The sequence below is a fragment of the Mycolicibacterium vaccae NBRC 14118 = CIP 105934 genome (assembly GCF_001552715.1).
Classification (GTDB): Bacteria; Actinomycetota; Actinomycetes; order Mycobacteriales; family Mycobacteriaceae; genus Mycobacterium; species Mycobacterium vaccae.
This window is the reverse complement of the sequence record NZ_BCRS01000002.1, coordinates 13569-36411: the sequence shown is the minus strand read 5'-3', so window position 1 is coordinate 36411 and position 22843 is coordinate 13569. Positions and strand designations below refer to the sequence as shown.

Here is a 22843-nt window from a genome sequence, read left to right as displayed (position 1 = left end):
CTAGGCCGCCTTTGCGGTGACCGGGGCGATCCGGCCGACGACGTCCGAATTCTGTTCCAGCGCATAGCCGACCTGCAGGATCTCCGGCTCGGCGAACGGCTTGCCGAGAATCTGCACGCCGAGCGGGAGACCGCCGGAGGTGAAGGCGGCGGGCACCGACAGCGACGGCAGCCCGGTGACATTGGCCGGCGCCGAGTAGCGCACGTACGCGGCCGTCGCGGCCTCGGCCGTGCCGTCGGGCCACGTGATGAACGGGTCGGACCGCAGCGTCGCCGGGCCCACCAGGGTGGGTGCGAGCAGCACGTCGATGCCGTCGTACATGTCCCGCCACGCGCCCTGGATCAGGGTGCGCAGCCGCAGCGCGTTGACGTAGTCGGTGGCCAGTTCCGCGGCTCCGATCTCCAGCAGCGTGCGCACCTCGTCGGTGAACTTCTCCGGCGAGTGGCGCAGGCGGTCGTGATGGTAGGCGGCGGCCTCGGGCATCATGATCGCCCACTCAGTCGGGATGATGTGTTCGGCCAGCGGGATCTGCACCTCGACCAGTTCTGCGCCCAGCCCCTCCAGGATCGCGGCGGCCGTCGCGGCCGCGGCGGCGGCCTCGGGGTCGATCTGCTCGGTGTAGTAGTTGGTGGGGATGCCGATCTTCTTACCGGCGACCCCGGCGTCGATGCCGTCGGCCATGTCGGGCACGGGCCGATCCACGGTCGCGGGGTCGCGCCGGTCGTAGCCGGACATCGCCGTCATCACGAGCGCGGAGTCGATCACGTTGCGGCTCAGCGGGCCGACGTGGTCCAGCGACCAGGACAGCGAGGCCACCCCGACGCGGGAGGCGCGCCCGTAGGTCGGTTTCAGCCCGACGGTGCCGCACAACGCCGCCGGGATGCGGATCGATCCGCCGGTGTCGCTGCCCAGCGCGACGTGCACCACACCCGCACCGACGGCCGCACCCGAGCCACCGCTGGATCCACCCGGTGTCCGGTCCGGCGCCCACGGATTCCCCGAAGTCGGTGTCGTTGCGCCGTAGGCGAATTCGTGCGTGTGAGTCTTGCCGATCAGGATCATCCCGGCGTCGAAGAGTTTCGCGACGGACACCGAGTCGACCTCGGGCACATAGGTGTCCCGCTGCGCGGAGCTCGAGGTGGTCTTCACCCCGGCGGTGTCGTAGAGGTCCTTGACGCCCAACGGGATGCCGTGCAGCGGCCCACGGTAGTTGCCGTCGGCGATCTCCTTCTCGGCGATCTTGGCCTGCTCCAGAGCTATCTCGGGTGTGGTGGTGACGAACGCGGTCAGCGCGGGCTCGGTCTCCTCGAGCCGCTGCAGCGACGAGCGGGTCACCTCGACCGGCGAGACCTCCTTGGCCTTGATCTTCGCCGCGACCTCGATGAGCGGGAGTTCGTACAGTTCCATCAGGGTGTGCCTTTCTCAGTGCTGGTAGGGCGGACCGGTCAGTGCCAGCCGGCGTGGAACCCGACCGCGGGGACGGTCTCGCCCAGCTCGTCGACCGAGGCGCGGCGGATCAGCGCGAGGGTGGACGCATAGGTCTCGTAATGCTCGGCCAGCCGCTCCGCAGGGACGGTCAGGCCGGCGTACTCGAAGACCGCGGCGATCTCCTCCGCGGATGGTTCGGGTGTGGTGTGGGACATGGCATCTCCTCGGGGTTGCGGTGGTAGGTCACATCGGCAGGGTCACGTCAGAACTGGCACGCGCACACCGCCGGCGAGTGTCTCGAAGCGGCGTCCGGCGCCGAGCACCGTCGCGTCGGCGCCGGGACGGGCCATCAGCTGCAGGCCGATCGGCAGTCCGTCGGCGCCGAAACCCGCGGGCACGGTCAGCGCCGGCATCCCGGTGACGTTGGCGGGGACAGTCAGCGCGTTGATGCCGTCGAGAATCCGTACGGTCGTGCCGCCCAGGTCGACCTCGGTCGAACCGTACGGCGGGGCCGTCATCGCGATGGTGGCCGACACGAGCACGTCCACCTCGGCGAACATCGCCTCCATACCCGCGATGACCGCGGCGCGGGCGCGCAGCGCCTCCAGGTACTCGACGCCGGTGTAGGCCGCGCCGACGGCGAGGGCCTGTCGCACGTCGTCGCCGAACTTGTCCGGGCTCATGCCGGTCTGGGCGGCGTGCCAGGTGGCGGCCTCGACGCCGCAGACGACGTTGACCACGTGCGGGCACAGCTCGACGTCGGTGAACGTCACCCGGCGGATCGTTGCCCCGGCCCGTTCCAGGATGCGCACCGCGTCGTCGAAGGTCGCGGCCACGTCGGGGGCCAGGCGGTCACAGAAGTACGGCTCGGCGACCCCGATGGTCAAACCGTCCATGCCGCGGTCGAATTCGCTGCGGAAGTCCGGCACCGGCCCGGTGCTGCTGTACGGATCGGCCGGGTCGTGGCCGGCGATCACCTCCAGCAGGGCGACGGTGTCCTCGACGGTGCGGCCCAGCGGCCCGGTGTGGTCCAGCGTGGAACTGAGTGCGCTGACCCCGCGCCGGCTCACCGTGCCGAACGTCGGCTTGTGGCCGGTGACCCCGCACAGCGCGGCCGGGATGCGGATCGATCCTCCGGTGTCGGTGCCCAGCCCGGCGGTCGTCACCCCGGCGGCGATGGCAGCCCCGGTGCCCCCGCTGGAGCCGCCGGGGATGCGGTCCGGCGACCACGGGTTCCGCGTCGGCGGGGTGCTGACGCCGTAGGCGTACTCGTGGGTGGTGGTCTTGCCGAGCACGATCGCGCCTGCGGCGCGTATCCGCCGCACCGCCTCGGCGTCCTCGGCGGCCAGATGCTCGGGGGCGCCCGGTGATCCGTTGCCGGTGCGGTAGCCGCCGACGTCGTAGATGTCCTTGACGACGACCGGGAGTCCGGCCAGCGCTCCGGCCGGTCCGGTCTCGCGCTGGTGCTGCGCCACGGCGAGCGCCTCGTCGGCGAAGACCGCGGCGAACGCCTGCACCGCGTCCTCGGTGCGGGCGATCTGGGCGAGCGCTGCGCGTACCGCGTCGACGGGGTCGGGCACCGTGGTGGGTTCGGCGGCGAGTACTTCGGTCATGGTGTCCTTTCAGCCGGCGGCCGCAGTCAGGTCCGGTTCGAGCACGGCGTCGACGAGCTTGCGGGTGATCTCGGTGCCCGGCTCGGTGAGCAGCTGGTCGACCGGGCCGGACTCGACGAGCCTGCCGTGGTCGAGGACGCCGGCGTGTTCGCACATGTGCTCCACGAGCGCGAGGTTGTGGGTGATCAACAACATCGTCAGCTTGCGTTCGCGCTGAAGGTCTTTGAGCAGGTTGAGGATCTGCGCCTGTACGGACACGTCCAGTGCCGCGGTGGGTTCGTCCAGGACGACGAACTCGGGGTCGGTGACCAGCGCGCGGGCGATGCCGAGGCGCTGGCGCTGCCCACCGGAGAACTCGTGGATGTAGCGGTCGTAGTGCGACGGCAGCATGCCGACCCGGTCCAGCAGCTCCAGGGTTTTCTTGCGGGCCTCGGCCGGTGAGTCGACGGCACGGAAGAGGGTCAGCGGGTAGGCGATCTGCGCGCCGACGCTGCGTCGCGGGTTGAACGCCGAACCCGAGTCCTGGAACACCATCTGGATGTGCCGTCGGTAGCGGCGCATGTCCAGGTCCGACAGGCCGACCAGTTCGTTGCCGTCGAAGGTCACCGACCCCGAGGTGGGTGTCTCCAGACGCATGACCATGCGGCCGGTGGTGGTCTTGCCGGACCCCGATTCACCGATCAGGCCGAAGGTTTCGCCCCGGTGGATGTCGAAGCTGACCGAGTCCACCGCGACGAAGTCGCCGCGTCTGCCGTCCTCGCCGCGCACGGAGAACACCTTGGTGAGGTCGGTGACGCGGATCAATGGTTCGTTACGCGACATCGGCGGTCTCCTTCGTGGTGTCGCCGTGGAACTCGAACAGCCGCCGGTCGGCGCGCGGCACCCCGCGTTCGGCGTCGTCGAGGCGCAGCCGCGGCACCGCGCGCATCAGTCCCTTGGTATACGGGTGCTGGGGCCGGTTCAGCACCTGGTCCACGGTGCCGGATTCGAGGACGTCCCCACGGCGCATCACGGTGACGTCGGTGCACACGTGGGCAACGACGCCGAAGTCGTGGGTCACCAACAGGATCGACGTGCCCAGTTCCCGGTTGATCTCGACGAGCAGGTCGAGGATCTGCTTCTGCACGGTCGCGTCCAGCGCGGTGGTGGGCTCGTCGGCCAGGAGCAGCTCGGGCCGGCACGACAGTGCGATCGCGATGACGACGCGCTGACGCTGACCGCCGGAGAGCTCGTGCGGGTAGGACTTCATCCGGCGCTTCGGGTCCGGCAGGGCGACCAGGTCCAGCACCTCGAGCGCTTTCGCTCGAGCGGCGGCCCTGTCGACGCGCTGGTGCAGCCGGATCACCTCCATGAGCTGTGCGCCGATGGTAAATGACGGGTCCAGCGCCGACAGCGCGTTCTGCGAGACGAGGCCGATGTGCGGTCCGCGGATGGCGCGCATCTGTTTGTCGGTCTTGTCCAGCAGGTTCTCGCCGCGGAACAGGATCTCCCCGCTGGTGATGCGGGCCCGGGTGGTGCCCAGTAGACGCAGCACCGCCAGGGAGGTGACCGACTTGCCCGAGCCGGACTCCCCCACCAGCCCGAGGATCCCGCCGTCGCGGACGGTGATGTTCGCGTTCTTGACCGCGTGCACCACACCTGCGTCGGTGTGGAAGTCGACCGACAGGTTCCTGATCTCCAGTGCGTTGTGCATCAGTTGGTCTGCTTTCGCGGGTCGAGGGCGTCACGGATGCCGTCACCGACGAGGTTGAACGCCAGTGAGACGACAAGGATGAGCAGGCCCGGGATGGTGGCGACGTGGTAGATGCCCTCCAGCAGCACGTTTTTCCCGTCGGCGGTCATGATCCCCCAGTCCGGCGTGGGTGGGATGACGCCGACGCCGAGGAAGCTCAGGCCCGACGCCACGACGATCATCAGCCCGCACAGCGTGGTGGCGTAGACGAGCAGTTGGACGACCACGTTCGGCATCAGCTCGCGGAACATCAGCAGCACCGGGTTGGCGCCGTAGGCGCGGGCGGCCTCGATGTAATCCTTGGACGACTCCTGAACGGTGGCGGTGTAGGCGACCCGCGCCATGTACGGGACCAGCGTGATGCCGATCGCGAGCATCACGTTGCCCAGCCCCGCGCCCAGCACCGCCGACAGCGCGATCGCCAGCAGCACCAACGGGAACGCGAACAGCACGTCGAGGATCCGCATCAGCGTCTCGCCGGCGCGGCTGCGCCGGTAGCCGGCGAACAGTCCGATCATCAGTGCCAGCGGGAAGACGACGAGCACCGGGACGACCGCGACGGTCAACGAGTTGCGGCCGCCGTAGAGCAGCCGGGTCCAGATGTCGCGACCCTGCCCGTCCAGGCCGAGCAGGTGGCCGTCGGTGCCGATGCCGGCCAGCCGGTTGACCGGGTCACCAGCCACCGGACTGTAGGGCGTCAGCAGCGGCGCGAAGACCGCGGCCAGCGCCACCAGGACCAGCACGCCCAGCGACACCACCGCCCACTTGTCGCGCCCGAACGCACGTACCGCGAGGCGCCACTGTGGCTGCGGGGCATCGGATTCGGCGCGCATGTCGCCACCCGCGGGGGCACGACGGGCCCCGACCAGGGAGCGGCCCATCCCGACCGCCGCATCGGTCATCGCACTCATGCTGTGGCCTTCCTTCTGGTGCGCGGATCGAGCAGGCCGACCGCCGTGTCGGCGAAGAGGTTGATGATCACGAACGCCAACGCGATGAACAGCACACCGGCCTGCACGACCGGGATGTCGCGCTGGGTGATCGAGGTGTAGAGCTGCTGGCCCAGACCCGGCCAGCCGAACACGACCTCCACGAACACCACCCCGCCCAGCAGGTAGCCGACCTGCAGGCCGATCACGTTGACCACCGGGGGCAGCGCGTTGCGCAGCGCGTGGCGCCACAGCACCGACGTCGTCGACAGCCCGGAGGCGCGCAGGGTGCGGATGTAGTCCTGGGCCAGGATGTCGACCATCACGCTGCGCGTCATCCGCGCGATCACCGCCAGCGGCACCAACGCCGCCGCGATGGCGGGCAGCACAAGGTGGGCCATCAGGTCGGTCAGCCCGCCGGGAAAACGCGGGTTGTACATCCCGGAGGTGGGAAGCCAGCCCAGCGTGATCGAAAAGACGCCGATCAGCAGCAGGCCGAACCAGTAGACCGGGACGCTCGCGCCGGCCAGCGAGATGACCATGGAGGCGCGGTCGAAGATGCTGTACTGCTTGTGCGCGGCGATGACGCCGAGCGGCACGGCCACCACGATGCACAGCACCAGCGCGGCGCCGGTCAGGATGAGGGTGTTGACGAATCTCGGCACCATGATGTCGGTGACGGGCGCATTGACCGTCAGCGACCGGCCCAGGTCGCCCTGCAGCAGGCCACCGAGGTACTCGAAGAACTGGACGGGCAGCGCCCGGTCCAGGCCCAGCTCGGTGCGCAGCGCGGCGACGGTCTCCGCGGTCGCCCCGGTGCCCAGGATCGTCACCGCGGGGTCACCGGGCACCATCTGCAGCAGCAGGAACACGATCAGGCTGACCCCGAACAGCACCAGAGCCGTTGACAGCAGCCGACTTCCGACAACACGGGTCATTGTTCGAGCCTCACTTCCGTCAGGTCGTACCACTCCTCGCTGGCCGACACGAAGCCGGAGACGTACGGGGCGAGCACATAGGGCGCCTTGTCGTTCACGATCGGGACGAGGGCGGCGTCGTCACTGACGATGTTGTTGGCCTCCCGCCACCACTTCTCGGCCTCCGCCGGATCCAGCGCGGTGATCGCGTTGTTCATCGCCTCATCCAGCTCGGGGTTGGAGTAGTAGCCGACGTTGGGACCGTTGGGCGCCTGCAGCTCCGAGGACGTGACGATGTAGAGCCAGTACGGGCTGGTCATCCCCCAGGACATCTGGGCCATCCCGACGCCCTCCTGCGCTCCGCGTGCCCACACACCCAGATACGAGATCCATTCCTGGGTCTGGATGTCGAGGTCGACGCCGATCTCGGCCAGGTTCTGCTGCAGGTACTCGGCCATCTGCGCGGGCATGATCTGCCCCGAGCCGTCGGTGGAGGTGATCAGCGTGGTTTTGAAGCCGTTCCCCAGGCCGACCGACGCGAGCAGCTCACGCGCCTTGTCGAGGTTGCGCTCGTAGACGTCTCGGCGCTCGACATATCCGCCGGCCGAGATGGCCTGGACGCCATAGGCCGGGGTGACCGATCCGCGCAGCAGGTCACGCGCCATGCCGTCGCGGTTGACCGCGAGGTTGATCGCCTGACGCACCTCGGGGATCGAGGTGTAGCGGTCCTTCATGTTGAACGACAGGTACCAGGTGTGCGGCGGAATACCCTCGGAGAGTTGATATCCCTCGCTGACGAGGTTGTCGATGCTGTCGGGGTTGGGCACCGCGATCATGTCGACGTCCCCGGAGCGCAGCGCGGCGGTGCGTGCCGACGGATCGGGCAGTGGCCGGAACACGACGCCGTCGATCTTGGGCACGTTGCCCCAGTAGTCGTCGTTGCGGACGAGGTCGATGCGTTCTCCGCGGATGCGTTCCTTGAACTTGAACGGTCCGGTACCCACGGGATGGTCGGCGATGTCGTCGCCGTAGGTCTGCAGCGCGGTCGGGCTGATGATGGCGGCGGAACCGTTGCCGCCCTGGGTGAGCATCCGCAGGAACTCCGAGAACGGCTGCTTCAGATGGATTCTCAGCGTGTACTCGTCGAGCACGTCCACGGATTCGACGAACTTCCAGACGAATCCGGTCTGGCCGCCGGCCCGTGCCGAGTACATCGGGGACTCCTTGTCCCACATGCGGCGGACGTTGTACTCCACGGCCTTCGCGTCCAACGGGGTGCCGTCGTGGAAGCGCACCCCCTGCCGGATGTGGAACGTGTAGTCCAGCCCGTCGTCGGAGACGTCCCACGATTCGGCGAGTCCCGGTTTCAGCGGCGGAATGGTCGCCTCGGCGGACGGGATGGTCAGATCCTGGTCGACCAGTGGTTCGAAGATCTGCCGGTTGATCCGCCAGGTCACCCATCCGCCCGCGACCTGCGGGTCGAGGACGTCGGCCTCGGACTCGATCGCGATGACGAAGATGTTGCCTGTCTGTACGGGTTCCCGTCCGCAGCCGACACCGGCGGCGATCGTGAGCAGGGCGATGGCGCACACCGAGGCGAGCCGCTTCACCGCGTGCCACCTGACGGTCGGTAGGTCATCTGTGGGGCCTCCGGGTGTCGGAAGAGACGCACGCCGCTGTGGTGGACACTGCACCCCGGCGGGCAGTGACTGGCGGCGACTTCGAAAATCAGAGTAGGCGCGAGCCGAGCGGCCCGGTATCCGTCATCTGACGTATTTCACTGGAGCCGAACGGTTTCCGGGATGTTACGGAGCGCCGAGCTCGAGTTCGGTGGCGTGCACGGCGGCGGCGACGCGATTGGCCACGCCGAGTTTGCGTAACACCTTCTCGACGTGGGTGCTGACGGTGCGCGGCGAGAGGTAGAGCCGTTCGCTGATCTCAGCGTTGGACAGGCCGCCGCGCAGCAGAGCCAGGATGTCCTGCTCGCGTGGGGTCAGGTGCGCCCTGGCCTCGGCGCGTATCCGCGTCACGTACTTGGTGAACAGCGGCCGGGCTGTCTCGATCATGCAGCGGCTGCGTGCCGAGAACTGCGGCCGCTCCATGTTGGCCTGGCACATGCCGACGATGTCGCCGGCGCCGTCGTGCAGCACCATCAGGAAACCGTTGGTGAAGCCCTCCGGGCGCAGAATCTCCGCGCCGCTGTAGGAGTCGGCGAATTCGGGCACGTCGAACCAGTCGGTGATCCGCGAGTGGTCGGAGAACTGCGTCTGGAACTCGGGCATCGACTGGATGTCCGAGCTCAGATACGTTGCCACGGAATCCGAATAGCCGACCGACTTCACCAGTGCGAAACCGGCACTCTGCGGAGGCTTGTAGGCGACGAGGAAGGTGTCGCAGCCTGTCTCGATGCGCAGGAAGTCGATGGCGCCGCGGACACGCACCTCGGTGTCGGTGGAGGCCATCGCCGTGGCGATCGCGGTGAAGTCAGGAGTGTCGATATCCGTGCACGTCACCGGCGCTTCTCCGTCCCCGAGATCTGCGATGTCGGGAGACAGTGGACTACACGCGGGCGACGTCGATGTTCGCTGACTGTTTCCGCGCCGTTACAGCCGTCGTGAGATCGGCCACACGACGGCGTTCAGGTCGCGATCCCGCGCTACCACTTCCCGTCCGTGACCGCGTCCGATCCGCCGACGCCCAGCGCAACCACGTTCGCAGGGTCGACCGGCACGAACGGATCTTCCACCACACCAAGCATATTGCCGACACTGGTGACGTTCGCCAGGTTCTCCGGCGGTTCGAGATCGCCGGCGTCGGCGTCGGCGTCGTAGTAGTCGAACCAGGGAGCCGGCACCGACAGGCACGGTGCGCCGCGGGACCCGGTGTAGCGTCGAAGGCATCCTCGTCGAGGAGGTGGGAAAGTGCCTGCGATCACCGGACCGCCGCGGCGACCGACAGGGTTGCTCGTATGTATGTCGGCCGCGTTGGCGATGACCCTCGGCTGCAGTACGACTTCCGACCGGCTCATCGTTTCCGACCAACCCGAGACCACACTGCCTGTTCCACCCCTGCCCCCGGTCCCGTTCCCGTTACCCAGCGATGTTCCGCCGGTGGTGTTGCCGAATGCGGTCCCGCCGGTGCAGCTGCCGAGCGCGATCCCGCCCGTGCAACTGCCGAGCGCCATCCCCCCGGTCCAGCTGCCGAGCGCCATCCCCCCGGTCCAGCTGCCGAGCGCGATCCCGCCCATCCCGTTTCCGTAACCGGGAGTTGCGAGATGGGCCTCTGTGGGCGGTGGCGAAGCGGTGAGTGAGCCGTTGAACCGTGAACCGTCAGTGCCCGACCTGGGATACCCCCACCCGGCGCACCGCCGGCGTGGCATTCGCGGTCTCGAAGAAGCGGTCGATGCCGGCGCGCAGACGCTCGTGGCGCCAGTACTCGCCGTGCCCGAGCGTCTCGTCCTCCCGACGTTCGGTGACGTCGACGTTGTCGGTCTCCCGCCGCATGCGTACCGGCGACCCGATCGGATCGGTCTTGCGCCAGTAGTTGCGCCACCACGTGCCCTTGTACGTCATGCCCCACGTCTTGGTGAAGAACTCGGCGTCGAAGTACCGCGGGAAGAACGTCCGGTACAGCGTGGAAAGCGGCGAGCCACAGGTGAACAACGCGATCCGGTCCGAGCGGCTGTTGTTCGACGTGTGATGCATGCGGGCTTTGAGCGCGTCCCGGTCGCTCTGGCCCTCGGTGGGTTGCTCGGTCCAGTGCCCGCCGTGCACGAACCAGGCACACACCACCGACCCCTGACTGTGTCCGACCAGGGCGAGCGGGGTGTTCGGGTACTCCAGCGCGAGATCGTTGATCGTCTGCCGGATACCGGCCAGCAGCGCACGCCGGTACGAGGCCCCGGCCAGCGGATGCAGATCCGGCGCCCAGAACCCGGCGATGTCGGCGATCGATCCGAAGGCGCTCCGCAGCCTCGCCGCGAATCTCTCCGGCCTGCGGATCACGACCATGACGATCGCCGCGGCGCCGGCGACCTGGAGCACGATCAGGAAGTCGGCGACCAGCCATGGATCGGCATTGGCCAGTGCCCGGTACATCAACACCCACAGGCCCGCGGTGGCGACGAGGCCCACCGCCACCGGCGGCGCCAGACGCTTCGGCAGTGCGCCCACCAGTTCGTGTGTGCCGCTGGGCCGTTTGTAACAGCCGGTCAGCCGCGTTTCCTCCGCCCGTGCGATGGCCTTGCGTTGCTTGGCCAGTTCGGCGCAGAAGACCATGGCGAACACCGCGAGCATGCCCAGGAAGAACACCGGGATCAGGTCGATGCTCAGCGCTTTGGGCACGCGCGCGATGACTTTCGCGCTGAGATCGTCGTATCGCGGAAGCAGCACGTGCCGTATCGCGTCCTCGGCCGAAACGTGCACGGGCGGGCCGGTCTTCGGCGGTATGAAGATGAACACGCTGTCGAAGAACTTGCGCAGCATCGAGCCGGCCGCGTGCAGCAGCGTGATCGCGAGAACCAGCAGCAGTGCCGCCCCCGCCAGTGCGGCACCGTCGGTCTTCTTCCACAGCGCCAGTGCACACAGACACAACGCCACCACCAACACCACTCCCGTGGTGACCGCGACGATCAGGCTCATAGGGTCGACGGCCACACCCGGATCACCTGCGGGGGTGAGCAATCGGCGGACCCAGTCGTGTAGCTGGGAGGCCGGCTTCGAATGCAGATAGAAGATCATGCCCACCAGCACCGCGATGCTGGTCAGCGAGATCAGTCTGCCCGCCCTGTCGACGAGGGCCCGCCCGGCGATCATCCGGTAGACCACGAAAGCGATCAGGATCCCCGGCCCGACACCCTGCAGCAGCACCCCGGTCAGTCGGTCGTCGCCCCGGGCCAACGACCTCCAGGCAGTCTCGAAGATGACGCTGATCCAGGCCGCCATCGACACCGTCAGGCACAGGCTCGCCAGCGCGATCCCGGCGCGCATCAGGTGACGGGACCGGTCGGGCAGCTCCATATAGCCGGCGACGTTCAACAGGGTGAACGGAAACGCCAGGTACCAACCGAGATGACGGGTGATCTGGCGGTTGGCCCGGCTCCAGTTCACCAGGCGCAGTGGGTGACCCGGTACCGGTGGCACCTCACCGATCCACACCCGGCTGTCCACCAGCTCTTTGTACTTCGGCCGCCCGAGCGCGCTGAACGTGGAGTGGTCACCGATGCCGTGCACCCGCACCTCGATGCCCCCGGCACGGCGCGGCCCACCCGTGGCGTCGCCGTTCGCGGTGCCGAAGTCCGTGGGCGGCAGCGCGCGCAGCACTGTCGGATCCGGCTTCTTCTCCGTCTGGACGGACTGTGTGCTTTCCGTAGTCGTCATGGTGCAGCCCCCGCGTCGGTCGTTCGTCTGGGTCCGATCCTCGGCCGCCGCCCGAGACCGCGACACCGTAGTGGCCTACCTGCACTCGGGGTGACACAGGTAGCCGACTACGCGTGCGGCGTACTCGGCGCGAGACCACCCTTACTGATGTCCCCACCGGACACCGCCGCCCGACCACGAAAGCAGGGTGTGACATGAGCAGAACGACGAGGACTGCACGCAGACTCATCGGCGTGTGCCTGGCTCTCGGGATGGTCTGCCTCGGTGGCGCTGCCACGGCAGCGGCCGACGACGCCGACTACCTGTACGACCTGAGCAACGCCGGCATCGGCGGACCGCCGGACCAGCTCCTGCAGGTCGGGCGCGGCACGTGCGGCCGGCCGAGGGACGCGTCGATCGCCGAGATCAGCCAGTCCACCGCACTGGCCGAGGGGGACGCGGCGTTCCTGTACGACTCCGCGGCGAGATTCTTGTGTCAATAGACGGCAGCGCAACACGATTCACCGAAAGGACGACCGATGGCCAGAGACGCCGCAGGTAATTGGATCGGTTACGGGCCCGGTGACATCAGCCCCGAGGTGATCCGGATCGAGCATCGGATGCTGGCCGCGTTCCCGACGCACAGCAAGGCGGAAACACTCGGCCTTGGATGTGAAGCTCATCGGGTACCTCCACCGATCGCCTTCTGACCTCGGTGACGTTAAGCGCGTCGGCATCCGCACACACGCGTAGTCGACTACCCGAATCCCCCGGTGCTCAGCGGCCGAGCTGTGCCCCGATGGCTTCGGTGTCGACCAGCGACCACACCTCGGCGATCCTCGAGTCGCGGAACCGGTAGAACACATGCTCGGTGAAAGAGATCTGCGCGCCGGTCGGTTCGAAGCCGCGAAACGGCCGCGTCGGGGTGCAGTCGAAGGCCAGTAGAGCGGCCAGCACATCATCGTGCTCGACGACGATGTCGGCGCGGAATCTCAGATCCGGTATCGCCGCGGTGTCCGATTCCAGCATCGCCCGGTACCCGTCGAGTCCCAGTGGCCGCTTGTTGTGGATCGCGTCGTCGCACACGAACTCCCCGAGGTCGTCCCATCGCCTCTCGTTGAGGCACCCCAGGTACCCGCGGTAGATCTCGGTCAGTGGCAGTCGGTTCACGGCGTCTCCTTCGAATTCGTCTGTGCAGCGGCGTTCGTCAATGATCCGGCGATGTCCCACACCTGGGGCAGTGTGGCCGGGTCGAGGGGGTTGAGGACGACGTCGGTGGCCCCCGCGTCGTAGTAGCGCTGCAGATGGCGTCGGATGACTCCGGCGTCGCCGACAGCGGCCAGGTCGGCGACCGAGTAGACGCCTTCGCGTTCGATCACCCTGGCGTAGGACGGGATCGTCTCGTAGAACGCGAGTGCCCTGGCGGCATCCATCTCTCCCTTTTTGACGAGGTTTCATGACCGATACCGCGGAAGCCTTCGACGGAGGCCTCCTGATCTCCACCGCACATCGCGAACTGCTCGACCAGGTGCTCGACAAGTGGTCGCTGAGCGTGCTCAATCTGCTCTGCGAGCAGCCACGCCGGTTCAACGACCTGCGTCGGGCCATCCCCGCGGTCACCCAGAAGTCGCTGACGGCGACCCTGCGCAAGTTGGAGCGCAACGGTGTGGTCGAACGCAGACTGGTCAGCACCCGTCCGGTGGCCGTGGAGTACCGGATCACGCCGCTGGGCAGGACGCTTCGCCAGCCGATCCTCACTCTGCTCGAGTGGGCCGAGACCCACCTGCCCGAAATCCGACGTGCCCGTGCCGCCTACGACACCGGCGCTTTCCGGTCAGACTGAGCCAAACTGTCGCTTCCCCCGGGCCCTTCGACATCTACTGGGGTCGATCCGCGTTCCTGACGCGATAACCCCTTCCCGGAGGCCCATTTATGTACCGCCACCTCGCGCGCACCGCCCTGACACTTGCCGTCCTGAGCTCGGCCGTGGCCTGTGGCAGTGGCGATGACGGTGCAGACGGCTACACGCTGCGCATCGGCGCGACCTCGCCGACCGGCACTCCGGCGGGCTCGCTGGGTTGGGGCGACAAGCAGGGCATCCTTGCCGAGCAACTCAAGGACGCCGGCGTCGACAAGATCGAGTACGCCTTCTTCCAGTCCGGCAGCGATGTGGCCTCGGCGTTGTTCGCCGGTGCCGTCGACGTCGCCGCCATCGGCGACAACCCGGCGCTGCGCGCCCGCGGCAAGGACCCGAAAGTCGTTCTGTTGACCCTCGACTCGATCAACGGCGATGCGTGGCTGGTCGGCGCCAAGGGAGGTCCGACCGACATCGAAGGGCTGGTCGGCAAATCGGTGACCGCGCCACAGGGCACCATCCGCGACCGGGCCGCCAAGCAGCTCATCGACGCGGCGGGCCTGAACGGCAAGATCCAGGTGCGCGACGTACCGACGCCCGAATCGATCGCCGGCCTGAGCTCGGGCCAGATCGACGCCACCGTCGTCACCGGCGCCAGCGCCATCGAGCTGGAGAGCAAGGGTTTCCCGATCATCGACAGCCTGTCCCGGCACGGTCTGGGCAGCACCGGCACGAACATCGCGCTGTCCACCTTCACCGAAGAGCACCCCGAGTTCGCCGACGCCTGGCGCCAGGCCGTCACCGCGGTCAACAAGGACATCCGGGAGAACTTCGACCAGTACGCCGAGTGGGTGGCGCAGACCGACGGCACCGACGTCGCGTTCGTCAAGGAGTCGACCCGGCCCGACGAGTTCAACACCGACCCGTTCCCGGCGCAGGGCGTGGACCAGCTTCAGGCCGCCTACGACTTCCTCGAGGCCGACGGCTCCCTGGAAGGCCAGTACTCGGTACGCGAGTGGGCCGGAGCGCAGTCGTGACCGTTGTCGCCGCACCCGTTCGTCCGGGAAAGCCCGCACCGCAACTGATCGACGTCGTCGCCGGTCACCGCCGCCGGCGCGGCATCTGGGCACGAATCCCCCGCCCGGTGCGCCGGATGGTCAGCCCGGTGCTGATCCTGGCCGCGTGGACCGTCGGCTCGGGCACCGGACTGCTCAATACAGATCTGTTCCCGCCGCCGTCGGATGTGGCCGTCACCGCGTGGCGCCTGCTGACCGATGGCCAGCTCGCCCTGCACATCGGCACCTCGACCACCCGGGTGCTGATCGGCACGGTGCTGGGAATCACGCTCGGGGTGCTGCTCGCGGTGTTCGCCGGGCTGACCCGCACCGGCGAGGACCTGCTCGACTGGAGCATGCAGATCCTCAAAGCGGTCCCGAACTTCGCGCTCACCCCGCTGCTCATCATCTGGATGGGCATCGGTGAGGGACCGAAGATCGTCCTCATCACCCTCGGTGTCGCGATCGCGATCTACATCAACACCTATTCCGGGATCCGCGGCGTGGACCAACAGCTGGTGGAGATGGCCCAGACCCTCGAGGCTCGCCGCACGACGCTGATCACCCAGGTCATCCTGCCCGGCGCAATGCCGAATTTCCTTGTCGGCCTTCGCCTCGGACTGTCCAGCGCCTGGCTCAGCCTGATCTTCGCCGAGATGATCAACACCACCGAGGGCATCGGCTTCCTGATGTCGCGCGCACAGACCAATCTGCAGTTCGACGTGTCCCTGCTGGTGATCGTCATCTACGCGGTGCTCGGCCTGGCCTCTTACGCGCTGGTGCGACTGCTGGAGCGGTTGCTGCTGTCCTGGCGCAACGGCTTCGCCGGTTTCGAGGCCACGGCATGAGCACTTCGGTGGTCACCGTGCGCGACCTGCGGCGGGCGTTCGGCGCCCAGCAGGTCCTCGACGGTCTCGATCTGGACATCGCCGACGGCGAGTTCGTCGCGATGCTGGGCCGCTCCGGCTCGGGCAAGAGCACGCTGTTGCGCATCCTCGCCGGGCTCGACGGCCAGGCCGACGGGTCGGTGATCGTGCCGCGGTCGAGGGCCGTGGTCTTCCAGAATCCGCGTCTGCTGCCCTGGCGACGCGCGCTGGCCAACGTCACCTTCGCGCTGCCCGACGCAGGCCCCGACGCGCCGGGCAGGACCGCGCGCGGGCAGGCCGCGCTCGATGAGGTGGGGCTGTCCGACAAGGCGCGGTCCTGGCCACTGTCGCTGTCCGGCGGTGAGGCCCAACGCGTTTCGCTTGCTCGCGCGCTGGTGCGGGAACCCGACCTGCTGCTGCTCGACGAACCCTTCGGCGCGCTGGACGCCCTGACCCGGCTCAAGATGTACCGTCTGCTGCACGATCTGTGGGCCCGCAGGCACATGGCCGTGCTGCACGTCACCCACGACGTCGACGAGGCGATCCTGCTCGCCGACCGGGTGGTCGTGCTCTCCGACGGCAAGGTTTCGCTGGACCGCCGGGTGGACCTGCCGTTCCCGCGCAGCCGCGGCGACGACGGCTTCGACGAGCTTCGCCGCGCGCTGCTGGCCGAACTGGGCGTGCAGGAGGAGGTCGGGCATGACCGCAGCCGGTGACGTCGACATCCATGTCACCGACGTCCTGGTGATCGGCGGCGGCCCGGCGGCCACCTGGGCCGCGATCACCGCCGCCGAAGCGGGCAGCCGAGTCACCCTGGTGGACAAGGGCTACTGCGGAACCAGCGGAGCGACCGCCGCCGGCGGCAACAACCTGTGGCTGATCCCACCCGGTCCGCGCCGCGACGAGTCCATGCGGGAACGCGAGGCCGCCGCCGGAGGTCTGACCGATGCCGACTGGATGTCGCGGGTGCTGTCCGCGTCATGGGACCGCATCGAGCAACTCGCCGAGTGGGGCTACCCGTTCCCGGTCGGTGACGACGGCCGGCAACTCCGGGTCAGCCTGCAGGGCCCGGAGTACATGCGCCGGATGCGCCGCAAGGCCCACCGCAGCGGCGTGCAGATCCTCGATCACCATCCCGCCACCGCGCTCACCACCGACACCGACGGAATCGTCAACGGAGCCCGTGGAATTGCCCGCCAGGACGGCGGACGGCAGTGGCGCGTCACCGCCGGCGCGGTGGTGCTCGCGACGGGCGGGACCGCGTTCCTGTCCGGGTCGTTCGGCACCAACGTCGGCACCGGCGACGGATACCTGATGGCCGCCGAGGTCGGTGCCCAGCTGTCGGGCATGGAGTTCTGCACCGCCTACGCGCTGGCACCCGAGTGGGGCACCCACACCAAGGGACGCATGCTGCAGTGGGCCAGCTTCTACGACGAGCACGGCCGGCCCTTCCCCACCGAACGCGGACTGGCCGGACGCAAGGATGCGCAGCGGGCGCTGGCCCGCGGGCAGCGCGTCTTCGCCAGGCTGGACCGGGCGCCCGAGCACATCCGTCAGACGATGCGCGACGCGCAGCCCAACTACTTCCTGCCGTTGGACAAGGCGGGCATCGATCCGTTCGTCACGGCCTACCCGCTCCGCATGGTCTACGAGGGCTCGGTGCGCGGCACCGGCGGCCTCCGGCTCACCGGACCGGACTGTGCCACCACCGTTCCGGGTCTGTTCGCCGCGGGCGATACGGCCACCCGGGAGTTGATCACCGGGGCGATCAGCGGCGGGGGCAGTCACAACGGTTCGTGGGCGATCGCGTCGGGAACCTTCGCCGGGCGCGGCGCCGCGGAGTTCAGCCGTCGCCGCACCGGAGCCGAGATCGCCGAGGCCGAACCGGTCGGTCTGCGGCCCGGACCGGTCGACGCGCCCACCGTCGACGAGGTGGTGCGCGCCGCACAGGCCCACGTGCTGCCGCCGATGCGCAGTCACCTCAAAGCGCAGGACAGGTTGACCGAGTCCGCCGACGCGCTCGCGCAGGTGTGGCGGGACATCGCCGGCGGGCTGGCGCCGGTGCCGGCCCGCGAGGCGTACAAGACCAGGCAGGCCGTCGCATTGGTCGCGACGGCGCGGTGGATCACCGCGGCGTCGCTCGCGCGCACCGAGACCCGCGGCCTGCACCGCCGCGAGGACCTGCCCGACACCGATCATCGATTCGCGCACCGCATACTGGTCGGCGGGCTCGACGACGTCTGGACCGCGCCGGATCCGGTTCTGCCGCAACTCGACTCGGCGGAGGCGGTGGCATGATCGAGATCGTCGACGCCGCCGCCTGCATCGCGTGCGACGTGTGTGTCAAGGTCTGCCCTACCGACGTATTCGACCGCGGTGTTGACGGCATCCCGGTGATCGCCCGGCAATCGGACTGCCAGACCTGCTTCATGTGCGAGGCGTACTGCCCCGTCGATGCGCTCTACGTCTCCCCCGTCTCGGGCCCCGTCGGGCCGGAAAGCCCGCACGCCGACGCCGCGACGGTCACCCGCGCCGGCCTGTTCGGCGGGTACCGGGAGATGGTCGGCTGGGGCCGCGGACGGACCTCGGGCGCCCTCCGGGACCGCAATCCGCTGCTCAAAGCGGTTCCGCCGCTGCCGGAGTCGCGACTGCCCGCCCCATCGACCGTCGCCGACACCCCGTGGAACCACACCGACGGCTGACCACCGCGCCCCGACCCGTTGACAGGCAAGCCCTTACTTGCCTATTGTCGAGCTGTGGGTGACGTCTTCAAGGCCTTGGCCGACCCCACGCGGCGCACCATCCTCGACGAGCTGACCGAACGGGACGGCCAGACACTCTTCGAGATCTGCGCACGTCTGGCGACCAAGCACGGCATCAGCGCGTCCCGCCAGTCGACGTCCCAGCACCTGGATGTGCTGGAGTCGGCGGGCCTGGTCGCGACCCGTCGCGACGGCCGCTACAAGTTCCACCACATCAACGTCGCACCGTTGCGCGACATCGCCGAGCGGTGGGTGAAGCGCACCGACTCCGAGGAGGGGACGCCATGAGAATCAGCTATGCGAGCATTTTCGTCGACGATCAGGACAAGGCACTGCGGTTCTACACCGAGGTGCTGGGCTTCGAGAAGAAACACGATGTTCCGGTGGGCGGGCCGAGATGGATCACCGTCGTTGCCCCGGAGGATCCCGACGGCGCCGAACTGGTCCTCGAACCCGACGCTCACCCTGCTGTGAAGCCGTTCAAGGACGCGCTCGTCGCCGACGGAATCCCGTACACCGCGTTCGTCGTCGACGACGTCCGGGCGGAATACGCACGGCTGCGCGAGCGCGGCGTCCGGTTCACGCAGGAGCCCGTCGACATGGGACCCGTGACGACCGCGGTGCTCGACGACACCTGCGGCAACCTGGTGCAGATCCAGAGCACCACGGGTTAGCGCAACGCCGGAAACCTCAGCCCTGGCTGCGGTTCCACTCGATCCAGCCGGTCCCGGTGCGGCCGTCGGCAGTCGTGACCGTCCCCCACGCGCGGGGGAACTGGCTGAGCCGGCCGTCCGAGGACGTCAGCAGCACCGGAGCGTGACCGCGCACGTCGATGGCGGCGGTGATGCCCGCCGGCTCGTAATCGACCTCAGCCGAGACCGGTAACCCGTTGTCGGCGAACGTTGTTCGCGCCGTGACCGCGGTGAGCTCGACGAGCCCGTCGCCGTCCCGCTGGGCGTAGCCGATCCCGATCGGTGGAGTGCCGGGGATGAGGAGCTGCACCCCGTGCAGGTGCGTGCCGTCGTCGAGGTGCAGCGCAGTCCACACCCAGTCCATGCTCCACCAGTCCCGCGCCGCCCACGAGTGGTCGCGTTGACCCGGGACCGCGGTGAACTCATGGGTGCGCCCGTCGGCGACCACGGTTCCCGTTACGGTGCAGGGGATTTCGTAGCGCGGTGAGATCCGGTACTGATACGGCTGCCCGACGGTCGTCCAGGTGAGGTCGATCGACACGTCGACGGGCCGGCCCGCCTCGCCGCGCAGGATCGCGGCGGGGTCGTCGTGGGCCTCGCCCCGCCCCCGCAGCGCCACCCGGTAGGTGCGCAGCGGCGCCGGCACGTCGATGTCCAACTCGATGCCGTCGGCGCGGACACGGGTGTGGTCCTCGGGAAGTGGGGCGTCGAAATCTAGCAGCGCGATGGTCGGGGCGCCCGGCGCACTGAGCAGACCGTTGACCCAGGCGTGGTTCTCGTTCGGGATCAGGCCCAACCGGATCCATCCTCCGATCTGCTGGTCGGCGTCCACGAAGTCGAAGTACCAGCTCTCGCTCCACAGCGCGTCTTCGTTCGGGGAATGGCGGCCTTCGTCGTCGGCGTTGGGCTGCAACGGTTCCGGGATGGTCGGTGCGGGCAGCAGCGCCAGCGCGTCGGTGTCCAGGACATGCTGACAGTTGCGCGCGATCATCGCCATGAACATCTCGTCGCCGCGCGCAGTTCGTTCGACGAGCATCGGCGACACGATGGCCATCAGCACGCCGAAGAAGCTCTGCCGGCGCACCCCCTCGCGCACCTCGTCGAGCGTGACCCCCGACGCGCCGAGAGCGGCGTGGTAGTCGGCCAGCAGCGCGTCGTAGTGCTCGCGCCGCTGCTCGACGGGCAGCGCGCACCCGAGGAAGTAGGCCGCGTCGGTGAACGCCGGCCCCCAGGTCACGGTCTGCCAGTCCACCACGGTCAGCGGCCGGTCCGCCCCGTCCTGGCCGAAGAGCTGATTGTCCAGCCGGAAGTCGCCGTGGACGAGGCCGCGCGGCCGGTCCGGCTCCGCCTCGGCGGCCATATAAGCGTCGAACGACGCGACGAACCTGTCGCACACGTCCCGATGTTCCGGCGCCAGTTGGTCCTGGTACCGGTCGAGATAGCCCGCGTACAGCGCGCTGATCAGCCCCTGGTTGACCGGCGACTCGCGGTTGAGCCAATCCGCGCCCTCCAACGCCTCGCTGCCCAGCACCCGGCCGTGGACGAGGGCGATCTGGGTGAGCGCCAGCTTCGCCTGTTCGATTGAGGCGCCGCGGATCTCGTCGCCGACCTGGGCCGGCGCGGCGTCTCCGAGGAGAAGGTCGAACGCACCGGTCTGGGGATCGTAGGCGCCGTGATAGCACGGCGCGACGGGTCCACCCAGGCTCGGCGCGATGTCGGTGTAGAACCGGACCTCGCGTTCGTAGAGACCCATCGCCTGGCCGGTCTGGCGGCTGCTGGCGTCGGCCGCGGCCACCTTGAGCACCACCGAGGCCGGGCCCGAGCCCTCGGCGTCGTAGGTCAGGTTGACGCGGTAGCACTCACTCATCTGGCCGGTGCCGATGCGGTCGAGGGTGAACCCGGCGACGGTGCCCTGTCCGAGCACGGTGGTCAGCCACTCGGCGGTCAGGTCGGTGGGACGTTCGATCAACTGCGGACGCAACGAGGAGTGCACGCGGCCAACCTATAGCAGTGTCCGGCCCCGGAAGGCCGCATCCTCGGAATTACTTGACGGACGTCAACTACGACTGGTCGGTGGCGCTGCGCCGGCGCGGCGTGTCCAGCCAGCGGGCGATCCGCGGCTCCCAGACCGTGATCAGCGTGGCGACGAAGAACCACATCACCGCGAGCACGACGGTCGTGTGCCAGGCGTCGTCGGAGAACCCGTCGTCGGTCTCGCTGTGGAAATACGGCGTCACCACGAAGTGCTGGATCGCGGGTGCGGTCGCGATGCAGAACGCCAGACCGGTGGTGGCGCCGAACGCCCCTCGCAGCAGCAGTGAGCGCGGCGTCCGCGCCGCGGGTGCGGCGATGTGGTGTGCCAGCAGGATGCACAGCAACATCACCCCGACGACGACGGCGAGCAGGTCCCACTCGCCGGGACCCAGAATGAACGCCACCGCGCCCGCGACCGTTGCCAGCGCCAATGCGCCGGGATCCACCCGCGGGCGATCGAATCCGGTCGGCATCTGCGGTTGCCCCTCCATGGGATAACAGTAAAGCCCGACCGGGCACGCTGACCCCCTGAGCCACGCCGACGCGCGTCCGTACTGTGGACAACGCCGGAAGGTAGCGTCGGCCACGGCGGCGAGCGGAGGGGACACATGAAAGTTCTGGTTACCGGTGGCACGGGGTTCGTCGGGGCGTGGACGGCGAAGGCCGCCCAGGACGCCGGACACGACGTGCGGTTCCTGGTCAGGAATCCTGACCGGTTGATCACCAGCGCCGACAAGATCGGCGTCGACACCAGCGACCATGTGGTCGGCGACATCGCCGACGCCGCCGCCACCGCGGCCGCTCTGGACGGCTGCGATGCGGTGATCCACTGCGCGGCAATGGTTTCGACTGACCCCAGCCGGGCCGACGAGATGCTGCACACCAATCTCGAAGGCGCCTGCAACGTGCTCGGCGGCGCGGTGCACGCCGGCATCGACCCGATCGTCCACGTATCGAGCTTCACCGCTCTGTTCCGCCCGGACCTCAAGGTGCTGCACGCCGACCTGCCGGTGGTCGGTGGCAGCGACGGCTACGGCCGGTCCAAGGCGGCGGTGGAAGCCTATGCCCGCGGACTGCAGGACGGCGGCGCGCCGGTCAACATCACCTACCCCGGCATGGTGCTCGGCCCGCCGGCCGGCGACCAGTTCGGTGAGGCCGCCGAAGGTGTCGAGGCGTCGGTGAAGATGCACGGAGTGCCCGGCCGCAGCGCGGCCTGGATCGTCATCGACGTCCGCGATCTCGCCGACCTGCATGTGGCTCTGCTCGAGCCGGGCCGCGGCCCCCGCCGCTACATGGCAGGCGGACAACGGGTTCCGGTCGACACGCTGGCCTCGATGATCGGCGCCGCAGCCGGCCAGACCCTGATCGTCTACCCCGTCCCCGACGTTGCGCTGCGCAGTGCGGGACGGTTGCTCGACGTGGTGGGGCCGTTCCTGCCGTTCGAGACGCCGATCAATTCGGCCGCGATGCAGTACTACACCCAGATGCCCGAATCCGATGACGAGCCCAGCCGGCACGATCTCGGCATCACCCAGCGCGACCCGGCCGAGACGATCGCCGACACCGTCGAAGGCCTGCGGCAGGTCGGCCGGCTGTAAGCCAC

26 protein-coding genes are annotated in these 22843 nt (G+C 68.7%); 11 read left to right on the top strand and 15 right to left on the bottom strand.

Annotation, left to right across the window (positions count from 1 at the left end):
* The 11 genes from MVA01S_RS00755 to MVA01S_RS00700 form a co-directional block, all read right to left on the bottom strand.
* Positions 1 to 1407 (bottom strand): amidase, encoded by a 1407-nt coding sequence (locus MVA01S_RS00755; RefSeq protein ID WP_003932556.1) that lies wholly within the window; start codon positions 1405 to 1407, stop codon positions 1 to 3.
* A 38-nt stretch (positions 1408 to 1445) separates the two neighbouring features.
* Positions 1446 to 1643, bottom strand: a complete 198-nt coding sequence (locus MVA01S_RS00750; RefSeq protein WP_003932557.1) for a hypothetical protein — start codon at positions 1641 to 1643, stop codon at positions 1446 to 1448.
* Between the two features lie 42 nt (positions 1644 to 1685).
* Positions 1686 to 3041: an amidase gene (locus MVA01S_RS00745; RefSeq protein ID WP_003932558.1), complete on the bottom strand. Its 1356-nt coding sequence runs from the start codon at positions 3039 to 3041 to the stop codon at positions 1686 to 1688.
* Positions 3042 to 3050: 9 nt separating this feature from the next.
* Complete coding sequence (locus MVA01S_RS00740) at positions 3051 to 3863, bottom strand: ATP-binding cassette domain-containing protein (protein ID WP_003932559.1); 813 nt, start codon at positions 3861 to 3863, stop codon at positions 3051 to 3053.
* On the bottom strand, positions 3853 to 4734 hold the full coding sequence (locus MVA01S_RS00735) for an ABC transporter ATP-binding protein (RefSeq protein ID WP_003932560.1): 882 nt from the start codon (positions 4732 to 4734) through the stop codon (positions 3853 to 3855). Before MVA01S_RS00735 ends, MVA01S_RS00740 begins: the two co-directional genes overlap by 11 nt.
* Complete coding sequence (locus MVA01S_RS00730; protein WP_040542604.1) at positions 4734 to 5675, bottom strand: ABC transporter permease; 942 nt, start codon at positions 5673 to 5675, stop codon at positions 4734 to 4736. The genes MVA01S_RS00735 and MVA01S_RS00730 overlap by 1 nt, the downstream gene beginning before the upstream one ends.
* Positions 5676 to 5680: 5 nt before the next feature.
* Positions 5681 to 6640 carry an ABC transporter permease gene (locus tag MVA01S_RS00725; RefSeq protein ID WP_003932562.1) on the bottom strand — a complete coding sequence of 320 codons (960 nt, stop codon included), beginning with the start codon at positions 6638 to 6640 and terminating at the stop codon, positions 5681 to 5683.
* Positions 6637 to 8229 (bottom strand): ABC transporter substrate-binding protein, encoded by a 1593-nt coding sequence (locus MVA01S_RS00720; RefSeq protein ID WP_003932563.1) that lies wholly within the window; start codon positions 8227 to 8229, stop codon positions 6637 to 6639. Before MVA01S_RS00720 ends, MVA01S_RS00725 begins: the two co-directional genes overlap by 4 nt.
* Before the next feature lie 195 nt (positions 8230 to 8424).
* Positions 8425 to 9132, bottom strand: coding sequence for a response regulator transcription factor (locus MVA01S_RS00715; protein ID WP_003932564.1), 708 nt, complete (start codon positions 9130 to 9132; stop codon positions 8425 to 8427).
* A 143-nt stretch (positions 9133 to 9275) separates the two neighbouring features.
* Positions 9276 to 9866 carry a hypothetical protein gene (locus MVA01S_RS31180; protein WP_157895620.1) on the bottom strand — a complete coding sequence of 197 codons (591 nt, stop codon included), beginning with the start codon at positions 9864 to 9866 and terminating at the stop codon, positions 9276 to 9278.
* A gap of 82 nt (positions 9867 to 9948) precedes the next feature.
* Entirely contained in the window at positions 9949 to 11997 is a 2049-nt protein-coding gene (locus MVA01S_RS00700; RefSeq protein ID WP_144033075.1) for a hypothetical protein, read from the bottom strand.
* A gap of 194 nt (positions 11998 to 12191) precedes the next feature.
* Here MVA01S_RS00700 and MVA01S_RS00695 point away from each other — a divergent pair, with 194 nt between their 5' ends.
* Complete coding sequence (locus tag MVA01S_RS00695) at positions 12192 to 12479, top strand: DUF732 domain-containing protein (protein ID WP_081529152.1); 288 nt, start codon at positions 12192 to 12194, stop codon at positions 12477 to 12479.
* 36 nt (positions 12480 to 12515) lie between these two features.
* Complete coding sequence (locus tag MVA01S_RS31175) at positions 12516 to 12686, top strand: hypothetical protein (protein WP_157895621.1); 171 nt, start codon at positions 12516 to 12518, stop codon at positions 12684 to 12686.
* 67 nt (positions 12687 to 12753) lie between these two features.
* On the opposite strand, the gene MVA01S_RS00690 is transcribed toward MVA01S_RS31175, so the two are convergent.
* Both MVA01S_RS00690 and MVA01S_RS00685 read right to left on the bottom strand, forming a co-directional pair.
* Positions 12754 to 13146 carry an ester cyclase gene (locus tag MVA01S_RS00690; RefSeq protein WP_003932569.1) on the bottom strand — a complete coding sequence of 131 codons (393 nt, stop codon included), beginning with the start codon at positions 13144 to 13146 and terminating at the stop codon, positions 12754 to 12756.
* Positions 13143 to 13409, bottom strand: a complete 267-nt coding sequence (locus MVA01S_RS00685; protein WP_003932570.1) for an LLM class oxidoreductase — start codon at positions 13407 to 13409, stop codon at positions 13143 to 13145. The genes MVA01S_RS00690 and MVA01S_RS00685 overlap by 4 nt, the downstream gene beginning before the upstream one ends.
* A 23-nt stretch (positions 13410 to 13432) precedes the next feature.
* Between MVA01S_RS00685 and MVA01S_RS00680 the strand changes: the two genes are divergently transcribed.
* From MVA01S_RS00680 to MVA01S_RS00645, 8 genes are all read left to right on the top strand, one after another.
* Positions 13433 to 13819 (top strand): winged helix-turn-helix transcriptional regulator, encoded by a 387-nt coding sequence (locus tag MVA01S_RS00680; protein WP_003932571.1) that lies wholly within the window; start codon positions 13433 to 13435, stop codon positions 13817 to 13819.
* Between the two features lie 89 nt (positions 13820 to 13908).
* The gene (locus MVA01S_RS00675) at positions 13909 to 14868 is read left to right on the top strand and encodes an ABC transporter substrate-binding protein (RefSeq protein WP_003932572.1); all 960 of its coding nucleotides are present in this window, start codon (positions 13909 to 13911) and stop codon (positions 14866 to 14868) included.
* Complete coding sequence (locus MVA01S_RS00670) at positions 14865 to 15734, top strand: ABC transporter permease (protein WP_003932573.1); 870 nt, start codon at positions 14865 to 14867, stop codon at positions 15732 to 15734. Before MVA01S_RS00675 ends, MVA01S_RS00670 begins: the two co-directional genes overlap by 4 nt.
* On the top strand, positions 15731 to 16468 hold the full coding sequence (locus tag MVA01S_RS00665; RefSeq protein ID WP_003932574.1) for an ABC transporter ATP-binding protein: 738 nt from the start codon (positions 15731 to 15733) through the stop codon (positions 16466 to 16468). The genes MVA01S_RS00670 and MVA01S_RS00665 overlap by 4 nt, the downstream gene beginning before the upstream one ends.
* Positions 16452 to 18050, top strand: a complete 1599-nt coding sequence (locus MVA01S_RS00660) for an FAD-dependent oxidoreductase (protein WP_003932575.1) — start codon at positions 16452 to 16454, stop codon at positions 18048 to 18050. The genes MVA01S_RS00665 and MVA01S_RS00660 overlap by 17 nt, the downstream gene beginning before the upstream one ends.
* On the top strand, positions 18047 to 18454 hold the full coding sequence (locus MVA01S_RS00655; RefSeq protein ID WP_003932576.1) for a 4Fe-4S dicluster domain-containing protein: 408 nt from the start codon (positions 18047 to 18049) through the stop codon (positions 18452 to 18454). Before MVA01S_RS00660 ends, MVA01S_RS00655 begins: the two co-directional genes overlap by 4 nt.
* Before the next feature lie 54 nt (positions 18455 to 18508).
* Positions 18509 to 18802 carry an ArsR/SmtB family transcription factor gene (locus tag MVA01S_RS00650; RefSeq protein WP_003932577.1) on the top strand — a complete coding sequence of 98 codons (294 nt, stop codon included), beginning with the start codon at positions 18509 to 18511 and terminating at the stop codon, positions 18800 to 18802.
* Positions 18799 to 19188 carry a VOC family protein gene (locus MVA01S_RS00645; protein ID WP_003932578.1) on the top strand — a complete coding sequence of 130 codons (390 nt, stop codon included), beginning with the start codon at positions 18799 to 18801 and terminating at the stop codon, positions 19186 to 19188. The genes MVA01S_RS00650 and MVA01S_RS00645 overlap by 4 nt, the downstream gene beginning before the upstream one ends.
* Before the next feature lie 16 nt (positions 19189 to 19204).
* Here the strand turns inward: MVA01S_RS00645 and MVA01S_RS00640 are convergent, their stop codons facing one another.
* Complete coding sequence (locus tag MVA01S_RS00640) at positions 19205 to 21199, bottom strand: DUF7064 domain-containing protein (protein WP_003932579.1); 1995 nt, start codon at positions 21197 to 21199, stop codon at positions 19205 to 19207.
* A gap of 67 nt (positions 21200 to 21266) precedes the next feature.
* Positions 21267 to 21731, bottom strand: a complete 465-nt coding sequence (locus tag MVA01S_RS00635) for a hypothetical protein (RefSeq protein ID WP_003932580.1) — start codon at positions 21729 to 21731, stop codon at positions 21267 to 21269.
* Between the two features lie 117 nt (positions 21732 to 21848).
* Here MVA01S_RS00635 and MVA01S_RS00630 point away from each other — a divergent pair, with 117 nt between their 5' ends.
* Positions 21849 to 22838, top strand: coding sequence for an SDR family NAD(P)-dependent oxidoreductase (locus MVA01S_RS00630; protein WP_060941526.1), 990 nt, complete (start codon positions 21849 to 21851; stop codon positions 22836 to 22838).
* Positions 22839 to 22843: the final 5 nt, after the last annotated feature.

Coding starts and splice junctions, on each gene's coding strand:
- MVA01S_RS00675 (WP_003932572.1), top strand. CDS start 13,909: ATGTACCGCCACCTCGCGCGCACCGCCCTGACACTTGCCGTCCTGAGC.
- MVA01S_RS00660 (WP_003932575.1), top strand. CDS start 16,452: ATGACCGCAGCCGGTGACGTCGACATCCATGTCACCGACGTCCTGGTG.
- MVA01S_RS00740 (WP_003932559.1), bottom strand. CDS start 3,863: ATGTCGCGTAACGAACCATTGATCCGCGTCACCGACCTCACCAAGGTG.
- MVA01S_RS00755 (WP_003932556.1), bottom strand. CDS start 1,407: ATGGAACTGTACGAACTCCCGCTCATCGAGGTCGCGGCGAAGATCAAG.
- MVA01S_RS00695 (WP_081529152.1), top strand. CDS start 12,192: ATGAGCAGAACGACGAGGACTGCACGCAGACTCATCGGCGTGTGCCTG.
- MVA01S_RS00700 (WP_144033075.1), bottom strand. CDS start 11,997: ATGACGACTACGGAAAGCACACAGTCCGTCCAGACGGAGAAGAAGCCG.
- MVA01S_RS31175 (WP_157895621.1), top strand. CDS start 12,516: ATGGCCAGAGACGCCGCAGGTAATTGGATCGGTTACGGGCCCGGTGAC.
- MVA01S_RS00635 (WP_003932580.1), bottom strand. CDS start 21,731: ATGGAGGGGCAACCGCAGATGCCGACCGGATTCGATCGCCCGCGGGTG.
- MVA01S_RS00655 (WP_003932576.1), top strand. CDS start 18,047: ATGATCGAGATCGTCGACGCCGCCGCCTGCATCGCGTGCGACGTGTGT.
- MVA01S_RS00725 (WP_003932562.1), bottom strand. CDS start 6,640: ATGACCCGTGTTGTCGGAAGTCGGCTGCTGTCAACGGCTCTGGTGCTG.
- MVA01S_RS00680 (WP_003932571.1), top strand. CDS start 13,433: ATGACCGATACCGCGGAAGCCTTCGACGGAGGCCTCCTGATCTCCACC.
- MVA01S_RS00730 (WP_040542604.1), bottom strand. CDS start 5,675: ATGACCGATGCGGCGGTCGGGATGGGCCGCTCCCTGGTCGGGGCCCGT.
- MVA01S_RS00665 (WP_003932574.1), top strand. CDS start 15,731: ATGAGCACTTCGGTGGTCACCGTGCGCGACCTGCGGCGGGCGTTCGGC.
- MVA01S_RS00745 (WP_003932558.1), bottom strand. CDS start 3,041: ATGACCGAAGTACTCGCCGCCGAACCCACCACGGTGCCCGACCCCGTC.
- MVA01S_RS00750 (WP_003932557.1), bottom strand. CDS start 1,643: ATGTCCCACACCACACCCGAACCATCCGCGGAGGAGATCGCCGCGGTC.
- MVA01S_RS00630 (WP_060941526.1), top strand. CDS start 21,849: ATGAAAGTTCTGGTTACCGGTGGCACGGGGTTCGTCGGGGCGTGGACG.
- MVA01S_RS31180 (WP_157895620.1), bottom strand. CDS start 9,866: ATGGGCGGGATCGCGCTCGGCAGCTGGACCGGGGGGATGGCGCTCGGC.
- MVA01S_RS00645 (WP_003932578.1), top strand. CDS start 18,799: ATGAGAATCAGCTATGCGAGCATTTTCGTCGACGATCAGGACAAGGCA.
- MVA01S_RS00735 (WP_003932560.1), bottom strand. CDS start 4,734: ATGCACAACGCACTGGAGATCAGGAACCTGTCGGTCGACTTCCACACC.
- MVA01S_RS00685 (WP_003932570.1), bottom strand. CDS start 13,409: ATGGATGCCGCCAGGGCACTCGCGTTCTACGAGACGATCCCGTCCTAC.